Origin of the sequence: Vibrio sp. 1457 (assembly GCF_033340195.1) — a bacterium.
In the GTDB taxonomy this organism is placed as follows: domain Bacteria; phylum Pseudomonadota; class Gammaproteobacteria; order Enterobacterales; family Vibrionaceae; genus Vibrio; species Vibrio alginolyticus.
The window spans coordinates 190,287-206,379 of record NZ_JAWOWA010000005.1 but is presented as its reverse complement, the minus strand read 5'-3'; the positions used below and the strand labels follow the sequence as shown (position 1 = coordinate 206,379).

Genomic DNA, 16,093 nt, shown 5'->3' with positions numbered 1-16,093 from the left:
CTTAGAGGAACGCCGATACAAACCGCTATTTGCTGTCTGCTACGGCATAAGAACGTAGGTCACTACTTACGTGTTCTTGGCTGAATGTATATGGATTATCGTCATCAGCTAACTCGAATGCATCGTAGGTGCAGTCACCGATATCATTTCTCGGACAAACATAAACATTCGAACGTTCTATCATTTCTGTGTGGCATTTCGGACATAGGTTTTTCATGTCACTCTCCTCTGATAACTTATTGATACATTGATAATTCCATGTTCTAGAGATCCATCTCCCTCCTTTACCTAAAACATCACTTAAACCCAACTTTGTTACACCCCAATTACTGAATCGGTGAGACAAAACCATCGGGCTTAAGAGCGACCAAACTACAGTTAATCGATTGCAAAATATTTTCAGCCGTATTACCAATGACATAGCCAGATATACCAGTTCTCGCTAAGGTTCCCATTACCAGCACGTCTACCTCAATACTCTCTACGTAATCTGGAATCTTTTCGTCGGGTTTTCCATGCAGGTGGTGAATCACAATTTCACCTGTAATCCCAGACTCCTCCAACAGCTGTTGTAGAGCTTGTTTATGATCGGCTTTTGCCTTATCGAGTTCATGTTTCAACTCAGCATCATCGACTTGAATCCAAGCGTTACCATTAAGGTAGTTTTCTAAGTAATACTCCCAGCAAGAAATCACGTGTAAACGACTATCGCAGGTGTCGGCTATCGAACGCGATAATTCGAGTAAACGCACGGCTAATGAGTGCTGTTCATCGCTTGCCGTTAATGGGTCGATAGCCACAGCAACACGGCGTTTATCTCTTGGCTTATCAATTGGTCGGTGCAACCAAAGCGGACAAGGGCATTTTCGTAACAGAGTCATATCAATAGCTTTGAAACCCTCAGCACCTTCACCGAGCGGTTCAGCGTCTTTGATGATGAGATCTTTGTTATCAGCTAATGCTTCTTGAATAATACAGACAGCGGGCTTTTCACTGCTTTTCACAGTAAGAGGAAATGCGAGATCCTCTTCAGAGAGTCCCAGCTTCTGTCTGTATTCGTGAATACTTTGTTTGAGGGAGTCTTGCAGCGATTGCTCATAACTTTGCTGATACTGGATCATGTCTGTTGGGAAATCAGGACACGCTATTAGCCCTGAGACAGGCACTTTGTTGCTAGATGCAATCCTCATCGCTTGTTCGAGGGCGTCACTATGGCCTGGCAATCCTTGTGTTGCAAAAAGTATGTTTGCGAATCGTTTCATACACACCTCCTTGTTTGGTTAAATATTAACCACCCACAAAGTATAATACCTAACGGATAATTGTAACGGCTTGTGACGTTGATGAAATCAATTCTCATTAAGAGACGGATATTGCTTCATTTTGTTTTACGTCACACTCTCCTTTCTTCACAACTATCGCCTTCGACCTAAATAAATTCCGCTACCTAAAATTGAGACCAAATAAAAACCCAAATTACTCAAAGTTTTTTCTCACCTTGAGTAACTTGGGTATAAGCAATAACACACTTAGTGTCCGGATTTAAATGGATGACCTAAATTTTCACGCAACTTAGTTTAAAGATGCCATCTCAATCACGAATCGATATGCAAAGTTTTACGGCTTTAGTGACCTAAAATCGCCGTAACTCAATGTTAAGGTTGTTGTTTTGTCGGTGCCAAAGCAATTTCACGAACACATACACCTTGCGGTTGCTGATAAGCAAACAGCACTGCTCGTGCAATGTCGTCTGCTGCCAACACGCCGCCCATATCCACCTTCCAAGCGTCATAGCCATCTTTAATATCTTGAGACGTTGTATGTGAAAGTAATTCCGTTTCCACTGCACCAGGTGCAATCGTCGTAACGCGAACATTCGATGACGCAACTTCTTCACGTACGTTTTCAGAAATAGCATGAACCGCAAATTTGGTACCGCAATAAGCAGCATGATCAGGGAATGTTTTCTTGCCCGCGATAGAGCTGATGTTAATGATCGTACCACTGTTACGTGCTTTCATAGGTGCTAGGACGGACTGCATGCCATTGAGCAAACCAATTACGTTCACATCAAACATGCGCTTCCACTCCGATGCTTCCTGAGTATCTATCTGACCGAGAAGCATAACGCCTGCGTTATTTACAAGTGCATCTACCGGACCATACAACGCTTCAGCTTTCTCAATTGCAGCCTCAAAAGAAGCTTTGTCGGTCACATCTACCTTTTCACAAAGCGTATTTGGTAAGTTTAATGCTTCCAAACGTTCTACACGTCTTGCTAACAAAAGAAGAGCATGGCCCTGTTCACTGAAGTGACGTGCAATCGCTTCACCAATGCCTGAACTAGCGCCTGTAATAACAATTAACTTTTTCATTTTGAATCCTTAATCGAACGGTTTACATCAGTGGCGGTAAGTTTAAGAAAACTTTGTTTGTTGATATATACCGGCCTAGTTGAAACACTGTTGTTATACTGCAACAATACTTTTTTGAATTATGAAGAAGTCATCATGCAAACACACATCAACCTTGCGGATATTCGCTCTTTCGTCCTAATCGCTCAACTAGGAAACTTCACGAAAGCAGCAGAGCAACTTGGCGTTTCTCGCTCACACGTTTCACGTCAAATAACAAATCTGGAGCAACAGATTGGTGTCACTTTGCTACAAAGGACCACTCGAACACTGAACCTCACCGAAGCAGGCAAGGTTCTGTATAAACAGTGTGAAACTGCCCTTCACAATATTGATCAAGCTGTTATGGCAGTGGTTGATGATGTAGAAGACTTAAGAGGTGACATTCGTATCAACTGTGTGGGGGGCTATTTAGGAGAAGACGTTGTCGCAGATATCGTTGCTCAATTTCTAATCCAACACCCACAAGTGAGCATTAACTTAGATTTTAGTAGCCATCGTGTCGATTTAATCGCGGATGAATTCGATATCGCTTTTCGAATGGGAAAGTTAGACGACTCCAACTTTATCGCTCGCAAACTGATCGATGTGGAAATGGGGACATACGCAAGCCCAAACTATTTAGAAACATATGGCTATCCTTCTCATCCAAAGGACTTAGAAAAACACGTTTGTTTGACAGGTAGTGTGACACGGTGGGCATTTGAGAACACGAATACAAAGCAGTCAACGGAACACCAGATACGTGGACAGTTACGATGTAAGAGTGGCAGAGTAATGATAAAAGCAGCCTTGGCGGGAAATGGCATCATCCGTGTGCCAGCACTTTATTGTCAACAAGAACTCCAGACAGGCAAGCTAAAAGAAGTGTTTACCAATTGGAGCATTCCGAGTGTGGAATTTTCACTCCTTTATCATCACGACCGACATCAACCAAAACGCATCCGAGCCTTTGTTGATTTTACTACGCAATACTTTCGCAAACTGCAGAGTAAAGACAAGTAACCTGCACGTTGGTACCTGTCTATGTATGCTTTATAGGCTGAGCCTGTGAACCTGGGGTTTGTTCTAGAAAGAGTGTGAGCATTTTGACGCTTAAGGCTTGGTTTTCATAAACGTCAGAGGTGTTTGTCCAGTTTGCTTTTTGAAAAATGCAATAAAAGCACTGTCTGACGAAAACTCCAGCCAATCGGCAACTGCGCTGACTGGCATGCCCGTTGATAACAATTCAAATGCTTTTAAAAGCCTCCACTGTTGCCGCCAATCTTGATAATTCATGCCCGTTTCCGACTTAAATAATCGTGTTACCGTCTTGGTGCTCGCCCCTACTTTGTTTGCAAGAGTAATAAGCGAAGGAGCTAGAAATGAAGGTTCAACCAACTCTCGACGAAACGTTGTTAAGCGCCGATGCGATGGCAAAGGCAACTGAAACGAATAACGTTTCGCAGCATAAAACTCCTCCCAAAAAAGCGCCGTCGTATTTACCATCTCGCTGCTAGGCTTATCCCACTCCCAAAATGACATTTTATCAATAAGAGCTTGGAGTAAATTATTCACTTCTATCATCGTGATCTTACTTGGACAGGCAAACTCCTCACAATCAAAATACAAAGATCGATACGCCACCACATTCGTCATTAGTGCGCGATGCGGCGTATTAGGTGGGATCCAAACCGCCTTTGTCGGTGGCAAAATACAAATCGAGTCTTCCAGAGCAAAACTCATACAACCTTGAGGTGCGTACAATAACTGCCCTTTCTTGTGCATATGCATACCTGAGTCGTGCTTGCCAATATCCGCAGCAATTCCCACTACATAATTAGTAATCTTGTCTGCATCAAATTGTGTTCTTTCGTTAATAAGCGCCATTTTGTCCGAATATTGATGTATTTGGTTTTTATGTTGTTATTAGATCAATCATAGCCTCATTTATACTGCCCGCCAACTTCATTAACGATGGGTAACAATATGAATACTAAGCCCTCTTTATGGCTCATGCTGGTTATGTTGATGTTTCCGCAAATTGTAGAAACCATCTATAGCCCAGCGTTGAGCTCAATCGCTCTATCATTTGATGTAAACCACGCACAAGCAGCCCAAACATTGTCGATCTACTTCCTAGCTTTTGCCATTGGCGTTGTAGTTTGGGGAGTTCTCGCAGATAAACTGGGAAGAAGGCCCACCATGCTTATTGGGCTCTTTATCTATGGTTGCGCATCTTTACTCGCAACTCAAACCGAAAGCTTTGCTGTTGTCATGGCCGCGCGAGCCCTAAGCGCATTTGGTATCGCGGTAGGATCCGTTGTCACACAGACCATGCTTCGTGACGCGTTTGACGGTCAAGAACTGAGTAAAGTCTTTAGCTTAATGGGGATGGGTATATCAATCAGCCCGGTAGTTGGCATGCTATTAGGCGGGCAGCTTACAGCGCTTGGTGGATACCGTTATGTGTTTTTTGCCTTGTTTTTAATCGCGTTAGTATTGCTCGCTTATAACGTTATTAAGCTTCCTGAAACACAGAAGGAACAGACACCAGTACGGTTGCATCAACTTAGCTGGAAAATGGTAAGAGACGCGCGAATTTGGCGCTCAGGATTATTGGTTGCTTTGTATAACATTGCTCTATTTTCTTATTACCAGCTTGGCGCATTTACTTTCTCAGCACTTGGGTATAACTCCGAACAATTTGGATACAGTGGCATGGTACTGGGGTTAGGCACTCTGCTTGGGAGTTATTTAAACAAATCCCTAGTGTCTAAAAATGTTCGAAAAAGCCAACCACTTTGGCTCTCAGCAGTATTGCTTAGTTTGGGATCAGTCGGTGTGTTGATTCTGAGCCAATCAATCTGGTTTGTTGCTCCAATGGTGTTAGTCGTCATGTCTTATGGGATTGCGATACCCAATACACTCAGTGACGCACTCGTTGATTATAAACAACAGGTAGGTAGCGCAGGCGCTTTATTTGGGCTCATGTACTACATCATGATCGGGACGGGATTAGCGATGGCTGGAACAGTACAAAACTTAGGTGTCGTTCTATTATCATGTAGCTGTTTAGCGATTTTATTAGCGTTTTCTAAAAGGCAAGTTCATACCAACTTGTGACCAGATACTACACATTGCTTGCCTAATCTTCCGAAGATTGGTCTACATCTTTTCTAACAGTTAACTAAAACGTAAATAAAAAGCGCCTTTCGGCGCTTTAATTGTCTACAGCTCTTATTGCCATGTTGGCTCACCGTACTCTTCACAACGTTGCTTGTCGTAATTTTCAATGCGCCCGCGTTTACCTACAAACTGAACCTGAACAACCATTCCAGCTTCAACATATTCACTGAAATAATCGCAAGAAACACGAAAACTAGTATCGCGTATAACAATTGGTACCCATTCATAACCGCCGCTGCGTGGTAAGTAAGACTTGAAGGTAATGACCCCGTCATCTGAAACGTTGATTTCTTCATCATATTCATTCAACTTATAAAAACGTTGTCCATCAAACTCTGCCTTTGCTTTTTCAATTATTTCCTTCGTTGCTGTCGATTGCATCGGCGTATTTGAGACCAGTTGACACCCAACAACAGATGTCAATACGGACAAAGCCAAAGCGAGTTTAGTTATTTTATTCATTTACCTAACCACTGTATAATTATTCAACACTTACCATTTTAAAAGGAGGGAGACCATACTTTATTTTAAAGAAAATAAAAAGCGCCTTTCGGCGCTTTTTATCTGAACATTTCTTATCCAAACGTCTCGAGTAGATTTTCTAGAAAAGCTAACTTTTTATTACAATGAATTTTATTTAGGCTCTCACCGGAATCTATTGCTATTTAACCCCAAGCTTCAAACTCATTAGGCTTTACGTGTTTTATTTTTAATCTAACGTTGGGATCCAGAGCTGTTTCAGTTCCCAATTCACAGTAGTACTCAACAGCATTTTCATCTTCAATCATGTCAACGAAGCTAGCAACGACACTCAACCGTCCACCACCTCTAGTCAATGAAAAGTACGCATTCTTGTTTTCATTTACTTCAAATTTCAAAGGAATGAATTCAGGTTCTTCAAGAGAAATATCTATCCATTTATAGTTATCTAAACTCTTCCCCTTTCGTGGGGCATAAACTGTTTTCAACCCATTTTCGTCAACAACGAAGTACATCGAATTCTCGGCTTGATTAAAACAAGCTTTCAAGCCACCGTCTTTATTTTCCAAATTACATGTAAATACAACAGGGTCTTGTTCGCAGTCTGCATTTACAAAAAATGGTAACGGAAAAATAAATAAAAACCCCACTACCTTAATAAATTTACAAACCATATTAAACTTAAGTTTATCGACTGAATTTAAAAATAAAAACAATACTGAGCCTTGTCAAAATAGAGAACGCGAACATACATCGGACATTCCAAAAAATGAAACATTCATCAACAACTACTCTAGTCTTCTATACTGTTCATAAGTTAATGTCGATCGTCATATCTTGTACAGATTTATATAAATTGTTAACTATAAAATCAGAGAGTGCTCTTCTATCATAACTTTCCAAATTAATAATACTCTCTGGAGATTGCACATTGACTTTATATATCGTTTTTTTTCCTTCTCTTTTATCAAAACTCTCTTCGAGATATAAAACATCGGTTAGAACAATTTTATTATTTTTGTAAGAATAAACCAAAACAAAACTATAATTAGAATTATCTTCCTGTGTTGTTGTTAATATAATATTGTTTCCAACATTTTGGTCGACTGAATAACCCAGTTTCTTTACTAGAGTATTTGATATAATCAATTTATAATTAATATCATCTTCTAAAATATCAGGATAATTACTCTCATTGCCTGAAATCGTTGATATTTGATTATCACCAAGCAATATATCTTGACCTAAAAAACGTTGCTCAGATTTTGAAAAGTAATAATCTCCATCAATTTTATTTACCTCAATTTCAACTTTTTTATTTTTAAGATCTATTAAAAATAAATCTTCAACTTGAGAAAAAGAACTAAAGCTAAATAAAGCTGAGGATATAAATACGATCAACCTTACTAAAAATTTATTCATTACATAAAACCTCATATATATCCAAAAAATACTTTGTTCTTTTTTCTTTGTCAGAACGTGGAAGGCGTGAGTTAACAACATTAGTGATACTATTTGTACTAGCTATAGTTCCGGACACTTTCTCATTCAAATTATTAACATCCCAAAAGCCAAGAGCAGCTAAAAAACCTTCTTTGGTTTTCAAAACCGAGTAAGGGTCATCTGAAATATTAAAACCCAAGTCTTGAATTTTATTTTCCAATCTAGTTTGAACAGCGTCATAGTTATATTTCCAAGTTAACTGTATAAACCCCTTCCCCTTATACCTCAATCCAGAAACGTCCCCTCCCTTGACGAGTACAAAATGGCCATCTGGTGAGTCACAAGAATAAACACGTTTCGCTATCTCATCTTCCTGAGGAAGCTGGCTATAATAATAGCTTCTTCTTCTCACATACTTTTTCTTATCCGCCTGTGAAAGTGCTTTGTATTCACTTTCATCAATTCGTATATAGCCAAGACTAACTGCTTCTTCAGGGTATTTATTGAAGTAACGCTTAAACATTTCTTTTAACCTATCGACAGAATACCATAAGTCCTCTTCATTACCTTCTAGTTTCGAACCAACTTCAGCTCTTATCTGAGCAAAAAATTGTGCTGCTCGTTCATTGGTATTTATTTCAAAGCTACTAGCATATTTATTAAATAAGTCACGCACTTCTTCTCTTTTACTGAGGGAAGAAGCTGGAAACATCAGGTTCATTTGCTTTTGAGTCACGTAGTAACCCGAAACAAAAGAATTAACAAAAGGCCAATAATGCCAAAGGCTCTTATCATCGCTTAGTTGCAAATCACCTTGTAAATCTTGCATCCATGAGAACTTATCTGCTCTTTCCAGTTCGAATTGCGAGAAAAGATCAAAGCTATCCATCACTTGATCGCGCCATGGGGAGTTACGGTAGTCCTCTATAGTCACAAAACCAGCGGAGCACTTAATATCTAGAGCTTCCTTTGCGGTCTGATGGATTGATTCATAAAGACTTTGTGACGACTCTGTATGCCAATCTGTAGGATGTTTCACAATAAATCGCTCAAAGTGTTTACGCTTACCGTCTAAGTATACTTTGGCATCGCGAGCAGTGAACGAGGAGAAGTCCGTTACTTGATCTTCTGTCACAGATTCAAGTAATTGCTGAATAAACGAATTACTCATATCAACGGCACCGCTACTATCGGCCCCATCGAGAACAACAAGTGGATTTTCTTCCGCATTTTTGGGAGAAATCTGTTTTTTGAAAAATTCGGGCGGCTCCTCAAAAGAGAACATCTCGATATGCACACGATTATCTTCTTTCTTAGTTCCAATTGCATCGTTACTGTACTCATGCAGTCCCATGTAACCGATATCTTCCCCAGCTGAAACCTTTATCCCCTCTCTAAATAGGAGTGGGAGTAAAGAAACCACACTACCGTCCCTAATCATTGCCGCCTTGTCCGACATCCATTTAGGTTCTGAAACTGGTTCTGATAGGACAGCAGAGGAATCTTCTAAAATGTCAAAGTCACTATTGAGACCCGAAGCAAACCAAACAATCTTGTTTAACAGTGCTTTTTCGCTACCACTTGCCGATTTACCATTCTCTACCACACGGCACTTTATCATTTTGTAGGTATTTTTGTCGATCTGGTATGGATGGGTCTCCTTCTCTTCTGCATACAGGTATTCAAGTAATGTTCCTTTAGACATCGACTGTTTTTTTTCACCAGAATTAGTAGGCACATCACTATGTTTGAAAGTGCGTACATTTCTCGCTTCTTGTAAACGGTAACGCGTGGTTATAGATGAATTGGCGCCAATATCTGAAGGTGGCGCAAGGTGCATATAAAGTGTATAGAACTTAAATACATATTCATTATCTTCGGGGTTTACAGCCTCATGCTCGATAAGCACAAAGTTATTACTATACTTAAACTCTTGCTCTTGGTACGTTGATGTTAGGTAATCAGGATTTATGCGAAATGCCACTATTTTTCCATCAAGCATCGCTTGAATAGGTCTGAGCCCTTTCCCCCACGGTAACATTTTTGATGTTAAGTGAATGCCACTATGCCAACCGTACCCTTGTCCTATTAAATAACGACCGCTCTTAGCTTGATCAAACAATTTCGTAAAATCACTGAGCGTGTAGTAAGCGTCACCTTCTCGTTGCGCTATCGGAAAAACTGCATCCATGATTTAAATGTCCTAGTCAGAAAAGTTATCGTCAAAAGTGACAAATGATGGGCGGTTCAAGTTGTTTGACTTCGTGTACACCACCGCATTAACCCTACCTAAATTAGTAGCAAAGCTAGATTGGCTCGCTATGTTAACGGTACTCCCAAGGGCCATTGCCGATATAGAAATTAGGGTGTCATTTTTGGTTTCGAAAATTTGGCTAATGACGTCAGGAAGTGCTTGTTTGAAGTGGTTAAGTGCTTTTTTATAACCGTTTATACCCTCTTCAACAGAACTCAACGACCTTGCAGAAGCTTGGCTTTGTATGAAATCTAAACGACCGATGATTTCACTGTTTAGCTCATCGATGTATGAACAGATTTGATTGTTTATCAACGTCCATAAAACAAACTGCAAATACTTCACAGTATTCCCAGTCCCTAAAAAGCGAAGCTTCGCTAATAATTCATAGGGAGGCTCAAACACATCAGCTTGATATAAGACTCTCAATATATCGCCATTTTCGTGCACTTGCTCCAAGAGCAGTTCAACTAAAGGTTCGTATTTCTCTAGCGCAGTAGTATCAGTTTGGATGTGATAAAGTGCCGAAACATAAGCATCAGAAAAATCTTTAGAGTGATTTTGACTAATCGCATAAGGAGACGATATACGGCTTTGCTCTAACACAATATCTTTAAAGTCATCATCACTGAAGGATGGGGACATCAATATGCCCCAGTCATTAGCAACCCCAACACGATCTTCCCAAAATGGCGAGCGGCGACCTGCTACAAACGTACAAAAATCATTCGGATCAGGGTAAGTTTCCGTAACAATATTTTCAGCTAAAGATTGGTTCGGGGTGTAAGAGTCTTGAGTTTCGCTGAGCACTAACCTGCATTCTTTTAGAGCGAGACCATTAACAGATGCTTTTCCGCTAGAATCCAGCACTCCACTCCCAATGACAGCACCTGAAGGTTCGACTAAAGAAAATTGTGCATTAGAGTAAGGGAGCCCATTTGGATATTTGCATTCTATATCCAGCGTATACGTCCCTTCCTGCTCTTCACTCACAGAAACCGATGGGTTTTGTGCGCCGCCAAGACACACAGTGTTGGCTTTGTTCATGGTCATTTGATCGGACAGGCGACATACGCCCTTACCTTCAAATTTAACCGTTGGTGAGGCTGAAATGAATTTTGCTTCAGCTTCTATCGTGCCAGAGGAAACGCCTTTTCTGTCACCGCCCGCATCGCCGGTACTTTTTGAGAACGTACTGCCCTTGATAGCGACACTGTTACCGCCATCCATAGAGACTGTCGTAGTCCCACCAGCAAGGTCTGCTGATTTAGCATTGTTGCCATAAGGGATAGGGACGACTGGCTTGCCGACCTTAGTTAAACAAACATCTGGGAGCGTTGCATTCGCTTCACCACCTGAGCCTTTATGAACTATCGAAAGTCCATTCGCACCAACTGTTACGCCCATAACCAATCCATTTGAATTTTATTGATTGAATGATAAAAGAGATCGCAAACTGCAATCTCTCTAAATAACTAGTGAATTTCACTAAAAGACCAGTGATATTCACAATAAACCCTAAAACTGGCAGAAGATCTCATTTTAGATCTCTGGTTATCTATACATTTCAAGCAGTTGCTGGAATTTTAAGTCTATGACGATGTAGGTTGCCGCATACATAAGCGCAAACGTCATCGCACTAAGACTCAAGATCAGCTTGGGTGAAATTACCCTTTTCAACGGCTTCTTTAGGTATTTAGCTTTAAGGTTGATTAAAGAAACTTTTTCTTGTTCTGCTAGGCGGTCATCTCGCACTAATCGATAAATGGTGCTGCCAATTTCCGCTAACTTTTCGTTGCCACGCTCTTCACGGCCGTACTTGCCTTGGAAACCAAGTTGAAGCAATAAATAGAGAAACTCTATAACGTGACGGTATTTGCGAGGGTCGGCTTTTAAGCGGTCGAGAATAACGAAAAACTTGTCACCACCAGATGTTTCGTTGTGGAATTCAGACAGTAAGCTGTTCTGGCTCCAGTGACTATTTGCCCCCCACTCTTGTCGACAAACAGATTCATCAATCGCCGCACACAAGCAGTAACGAATAACAAGAACCGAAGCACGATCGAGCTCCATTTCATTAAGTTTTCGTTCACCTTTTCGAATCTCACGTGCCACTTGTTCACGAAATGGCATCGGGTCATCAAGCCAAGGGATCGAAGACATACAAGACAGACTGGCTATCAACCATGAGAACTGGTCCACTAGCGGGTTAATACCCATGTTGTCGATAGATAGATCTTGTACTGCGATGTTTCTCGACAAGTCAGGCGCTGGCATTACCTCCATTGGTTTGCCAGGCTCTGGTTGGAATAAGACTACGGTGACGTCGGTTTCTGCGTAACTCATAGACGAACGGCCCAAAGTTGCAATGATAAGTTAGCGAAATCGCCCGCAACGTGAATCGCAATCGCAGCAGTGTTCTTCAATGCCATCCACTCTTCGCCCGTTTTATCGAGCTCGAAATAGGTGTAGCCAGCGTGATACGGCAGCGCGCGTGGCACAACTGGCATTGGTTTGATCTCAATCCCAGGCAGTTGAAGGTTAATCAAGTCACGTATGTTATCGATAGAACCGATCTTCGTTTGGCTGACAAACTGGGTATGCAGAACATCCAAGGTCACGTCGGCTTTAACTGCGAGGATAAAGGTTGTCGTATCAATGATCTTATTGTCAGGGATTGCTGCCGTTCTGATGCCATAGTTCTGATCTTTTAAGGTCAGTGGAATTGCTCTTTGCTCAGACATCACGCTCAATGTCATTTTCGCACTGTCTAGGACGCGAGAAAGACAGCTAGTAAGATCACCATGATTGTACTTCGTAAACTCAATAGGTCGGCGTGTCGTTGAGCACAGCGTCGAAAGCTCACCCTCTGCCTGAAGAAGAATTCGATACAAAGACTCAGGATGCACAGCTTCTGTGCTTGCGAAATGCCAAAACAAGGGTTCGTATCGGTTGAGCGCTTGCAATAGCATAAAGTCAGAAACCGATGATACGCCTTGTTGATCCACCACCCCTAATCGCTGAACTATCGATTCCGCGCGATGCTTCAACATAGAAGCAAACTCGGTCGCAAATTTACTCAGTACTGTCGACGCATGAATATCGATGCAGGTAGGAATGAAACTATCATCTAAGATCACGCTGCCATCAGGCTTCACTTCTGAGATCTTTAAGATCGGAATAGACGTGTAAGCACTCTTATCTTCATGATCGTACATTAAGCAAAAGTTAAGCTTACCGACGACGATATTTGCCATGTCTTCCGAATCATAACAAGCGTCAACCGCTTCTTGAGATTCCATCGTATAGCGCGCACCGTCTTTTTTGGTACCAAATAACTCAGAACGTTCCGATGGTAACGGACAGCACAAATAAACGACTTTATCGGCAATCGAAGGATCTACATCTTTCACTTCAGGCAGCTCAGCAAGCAACGGAAGCTCAAATGGTGTCCGGTCTTGTAAAATACCTTCAGCACGAGTAATACCGATTTTACCCAGTGCTAGTAACTGAGAGTTGATTTCTAAACGTTTAATTCCCCAATGCAAAGGCGATGCATTGGCACTCAGTAGGCTCGATAGTTTACTTTGCGAACGATCGAGTTGTTGAAAATGCTGCGGCTTCATGAACATTCCATCTTGCCAAACAACTGGATTGTATAAAGACATGTTTCTATCCCTTAAAAGTAAACCTGTTCAATGCCGCGAGTGTTATCAGAGATTAACTCACTGCCCTCTAACTTGAGCTTGATGTAGTACTCGCTCTTCTCTTCAATAACTTCCACTTTTCGCCAAGACGAACCATCAATATCACGAAAAGCCACTGAAAAACCGACGGCACGAGTGTCAGGGTCTAGAGTTAGCATTTCATGAACTTTTCCACCTGGCTGTATTTGATATTCGTAACGTTTGATGTACTCATCACCCAACGACGCTTTATCGCTCTCAAACAAGGCAAAGAAATCTAAGCTTCGGAACAATACTGGCGAACTTAATTCGTGAAGACGGAGAATAACTGGAGATGACTGGCCCCCATTTCTCACATTGAGTACAGGTGATGCCTCAATAACCAATTCAATCGACGAAGTTTCTGGTGTGATACCAGTGGACTCTTTAAATTGATCCCACATGGAACAACCGGACAACATGGCAAATCCGAGTAATACGGCGATACTACGCATGGTTTCCCTTAATCACTTTGTTATAGTTTTTCTTAATCAGCCCTTTTAAGGATGTTTCATTAAGCAGGCGACGATTATTAGTGTAGAAATCTAGGTATTCGGCCCACAGCTTTGACTTAGTTGAGAACAAAGACTGGCTAGCGACCCTGTTAGCAAATGCTACGGGATCGTTCGTTTCTGACTGTTCTAAAATGAGCTCATTCAGTGCTTTGTTAAACATAACTTGGTGGTCGTTCAGCTCATCGAGCATTTGTTCAACCAGTTCATTTGGAGCCAGTAATTGCTGACTATTCAAAGTAAGCATTAGCTCTGCAATGTTCGAGTTAGCCTCACTCGCACTCTGCTCATCTTTTAACGATTCCACTTCGTGCAACTCTTTCTGTAGGTTATCAATACATAAACGCAAGCAAGTGCCCATTTGCTTGAATAACTGCGCCTCGTTTGTCATCAACTCTGGGTTTCGAATACCCAAACCATCAAAAAACGCTTGCGCTATATCTTGAGAGCAAACGGCCGCATCAGTATCGACTTGTGCTTTCGTCGTACTGTTTATCGCGTGCTCTGCCGTAGGTATTTGAAGTTGCTGATTAGTGTTAGGAGAAGGCGTAAAAGATTGGGTCATCTCTTCCCATTTTGACCCTGTGTTAGCCTGTTCTACGACCATCTCAGTAACATTATGCGTACGATGTTGTCTTTGAATCGTGCTATCTGGGGCTACCGTGCCAGGTTGCATCACCTCAGCTGAGGCAATATCGGCTCTATGTGCCTTACCGCTTTCTGGCGCTAATGCATCATTGACTGATGCGTTACTCTTGGTTTCCGCAGCCATCCAGTCTTCAGGGATTAGGCTTGGCTGATCGAATTCGGAATATATGCTGAAACTGTCATCGACCACCTGACGCGTGTTTTCCACGGTTCTAGGTTGTTCAGATTCTGTACGCTCATTATCACGAATTAAGTAATCGTCATCTCGCTGCATCGAAAAGTTAAGGTGAGCAACAGGATCATGACAATCAATGTCATCCTGTTTAGTCTCCATAAACAAATCTTCTAAGGCACCGACTTTTTCTTCCTCTTCGACAACCGCATCTCCTAGACTAACCAGAGGATCGCTAGATACTCGCTCAGGAGCAATATCAGCGGCGATGTCTAGTGTTGAGGTAACGTGCTCAAGAGAAACACCAATCTCATATTGCCCTAAAGAAATGATGTCGCCATCAACTATCGCAACGGGTTGATTTTTTAGTATTTTATTCCCATTTACCATTGTGCCGTTAGTTGATACGTCACTTATATAGTAGGTATCTCCATACACGCTGAGCAAACAATGAGTGCCCGATATAAAGCGGTTGTGATCGGCTAAAGACACGCTACAGCTTGGGGAACGACCTATCGAACCACCACTCTCAGGCATTTCAATATGCTTTGCACCGGTGTATTCCTCTGGACATTTTGAGATAAATAAAACTAGCTGATTTGAGTACATTTACGAACCTCAAAAGAGCAAAGAAACTGATAGTTCAAGCCCACCAATTCCATCATTTACAACCGGAAGGATATAAGAGGCCTGCGGGATAATTTGTATATGGGCGTCAGGATTACTGCCTAACTTTATAGCAGTACCAAGGGTCACAACCGCACCTAACTCAAACTGGTCGATATCTTCAACACTCTCATAACGATAGCCCTCTTGGTCTACTTGCCAACGATTAGAATATTGCGAGTAACTGACAGACAAGCCCGCACCAACATATGGCGTGAAAACACTCCAAGAAGTCAACGCATATTGAGGAACAACACGAAGTTCATAGTTCGTCGCTTCTTGATATAAGCCGTTTGCTGGCGCTTCAATATCTTCTGCTAGATAGTTTAGCCCTAACCACCAACGCCAACGGTTATTGTTTTCATCAATAGGACGAGTATGAACCAAGCCGAACCTAAGCGTATCCTGCTCACCACTTTTACCTTCATCGTATTTAATGCTATCGATAGTCAACATACTGGTAGAGAGTCCATATCGCTCCCCTTTTGCCATTGCAACAGAAGAAAATAGACACATGGCTGAAATCAGCCCAATTTGACTTGGTTTTAGCATTTCGTCCCTCTAGGAAAACCGATATTCTACTTAGAGGCGAAAGATATCAATTATATTCT

15 protein-coding genes and 1 pseudogene are annotated in these 16,093 nt (G+C 41.6%); 2 read left to right on the top strand and 14 right to left on the bottom strand.

Annotated features, from left to right (window positions below):
• Window positions 1–25: 25 nt before the first annotated feature.
• The 3 genes from R7Z41_RS07620 to R7Z41_RS07610 form a co-directional block, all read right to left on the bottom strand.
• Window positions 26–217: a hypothetical protein gene (locus R7Z41_RS07620; RefSeq protein ID WP_005373328.1), complete on the bottom strand. Its 192-nt coding sequence runs from the start codon at window positions 215–217 to the stop codon at window positions 26–28.
• A gap of 109 nt (window positions 218–326) precedes the next feature.
• Window positions 327–1,262, bottom strand: coding sequence for a universal stress protein (locus R7Z41_RS07615; protein WP_318136345.1), 936 nt, complete (start codon window positions 1,260–1,262; stop codon window positions 327–329).
• A gap of 393 nt (window positions 1,263–1,655) precedes the next feature.
• On the bottom strand, window positions 1,656–2,375 hold the full coding sequence (locus tag R7Z41_RS07610; RefSeq protein ID WP_005373333.1) for an SDR family oxidoreductase: 720 nt from the start codon (window positions 2,373–2,375) through the stop codon (window positions 1,656–1,658).
• A gap of 135 nt (window positions 2,376–2,510) precedes the next feature.
• Between R7Z41_RS07610 and R7Z41_RS07605 the strand changes: the two genes are divergently transcribed.
• Entirely contained in the window at window positions 2,511–3,419 is a 909-nt protein-coding gene (locus R7Z41_RS07605; RefSeq protein ID WP_005373334.1) for a LysR family transcriptional regulator, read from the top strand.
• Window positions 3,420–3,509: 90 nt separating this feature from the next.
• Here R7Z41_RS07605 and R7Z41_RS07600 read toward each other — a convergent pair whose 3' ends face one another.
• Window positions 3,510–4,283 carry an AraC family transcriptional regulator gene (locus tag R7Z41_RS07600; RefSeq protein WP_065275213.1) on the bottom strand — a complete coding sequence of 258 codons (774 nt, stop codon included), beginning with the start codon at window positions 4,281–4,283 and terminating at the stop codon, window positions 3,510–3,512.
• 99 nt (window positions 4,284–4,382) lie between these two features.
• Here R7Z41_RS07600 and R7Z41_RS07595 point away from each other — a divergent pair, with 99 nt between their 5' ends.
• Window positions 4,383–5,519 carry a multidrug effflux MFS transporter gene (locus R7Z41_RS07595; RefSeq protein ID WP_225477450.1) on the top strand — a complete coding sequence of 379 codons (1,137 nt, stop codon included), beginning with the start codon at window positions 4,383–4,385 and terminating at the stop codon, window positions 5,517–5,519.
• Window positions 5,520–5,633: 114 nt separating this feature from the next.
• Here the strand turns inward: R7Z41_RS07595 and R7Z41_RS07590 are convergent, their stop codons facing one another.
• The 10 genes and pseudogenes from R7Z41_RS07590 to R7Z41_RS07545 all read right to left on the bottom strand — a co-directional run bounded on the left by R7Z41_RS07590 (window position 5,634) and on the right by R7Z41_RS07545 (window position 16,034).
• The gene (locus R7Z41_RS07590) at window positions 5,634–6,044 is read right to left on the bottom strand and encodes a hypothetical protein (RefSeq protein WP_054577796.1); all 411 of its coding nucleotides are present in this window, start codon (window positions 6,042–6,044) and stop codon (window positions 5,634–5,636) included.
• Between the two features lie 203 nt (window positions 6,045–6,247).
• Window positions 6,248–6,778 (bottom strand): hypothetical protein, encoded by a 531-nt coding sequence (locus tag R7Z41_RS07585; protein WP_225477451.1) that lies wholly within the window; start codon window positions 6,776–6,778, stop codon window positions 6,248–6,250.
• Between the two features lie 94 nt (window positions 6,779–6,872).
• Window positions 6,873–7,484 carry a hypothetical protein gene (locus tag R7Z41_RS07580; protein ID WP_065275211.1) on the bottom strand — a complete coding sequence of 204 codons (612 nt, stop codon included), beginning with the start codon at window positions 7,482–7,484 and terminating at the stop codon, window positions 6,873–6,875.
• The gene (locus R7Z41_RS07575) at window positions 7,477–9,696 is read right to left on the bottom strand and encodes a hypothetical protein (protein ID WP_225477454.1); all 2,220 of its coding nucleotides are present in this window, start codon (window positions 9,694–9,696) and stop codon (window positions 7,477–7,479) included. Before R7Z41_RS07575 ends, R7Z41_RS07580 begins: the two co-directional genes overlap by 8 nt.
• 893 nt (window positions 9,697–10,589) lie before the next feature.
• A pseudogene (locus tag R7Z41_RS24660) lies at window positions 10,590–11,166 on the bottom strand (DUF4150 domain-containing protein); the annotation flags it as partial.
• Window positions 11,167–11,313: 147 nt separating this feature from the next.
• Window positions 11,314–12,105 (bottom strand): type IVB secretion system protein IcmH/DotU, encoded by a 792-nt coding sequence (gene icmH, locus R7Z41_RS07565; RefSeq protein WP_005373354.1) that lies wholly within the window; start codon window positions 12,103–12,105, stop codon window positions 11,314–11,316.
• A complete protein-coding gene (tssK, locus tag R7Z41_RS07560; RefSeq protein WP_005373357.1) occupies window positions 12,102–13,427 on the bottom strand; it encodes a type VI secretion system baseplate subunit TssK in 1,326 nt (441 codons plus the stop codon). Before tssK ends, icmH begins: the two co-directional genes overlap by 4 nt.
• A gap of 11 nt (window positions 13,428–13,438) precedes the next feature.
• Entirely contained in the window at window positions 13,439–13,939 is a 501-nt protein-coding gene (gene tssJ / locus R7Z41_RS07555) for a type VI secretion system lipoprotein TssJ (protein ID WP_005386118.1), read from the bottom strand.
• The gene (locus R7Z41_RS07550) at window positions 13,932–15,425 is read right to left on the bottom strand and encodes a type VI secretion system-associated FHA domain protein (protein ID WP_225477456.1); all 1,494 of its coding nucleotides are present in this window, start codon (window positions 15,423–15,425) and stop codon (window positions 13,932–13,934) included. The genes tssJ and R7Z41_RS07550 overlap by 8 nt, the downstream gene beginning before the upstream one ends.
• Window positions 15,426–15,434: 9 nt before the next feature.
• A complete protein-coding gene (locus R7Z41_RS07545) occupies window positions 15,435–16,034 on the bottom strand; it encodes a hypothetical protein (protein WP_206970225.1) in 600 nt (199 codons plus the stop codon).
• Window positions 16,035–16,093: the final 59 nt, after the last annotated feature.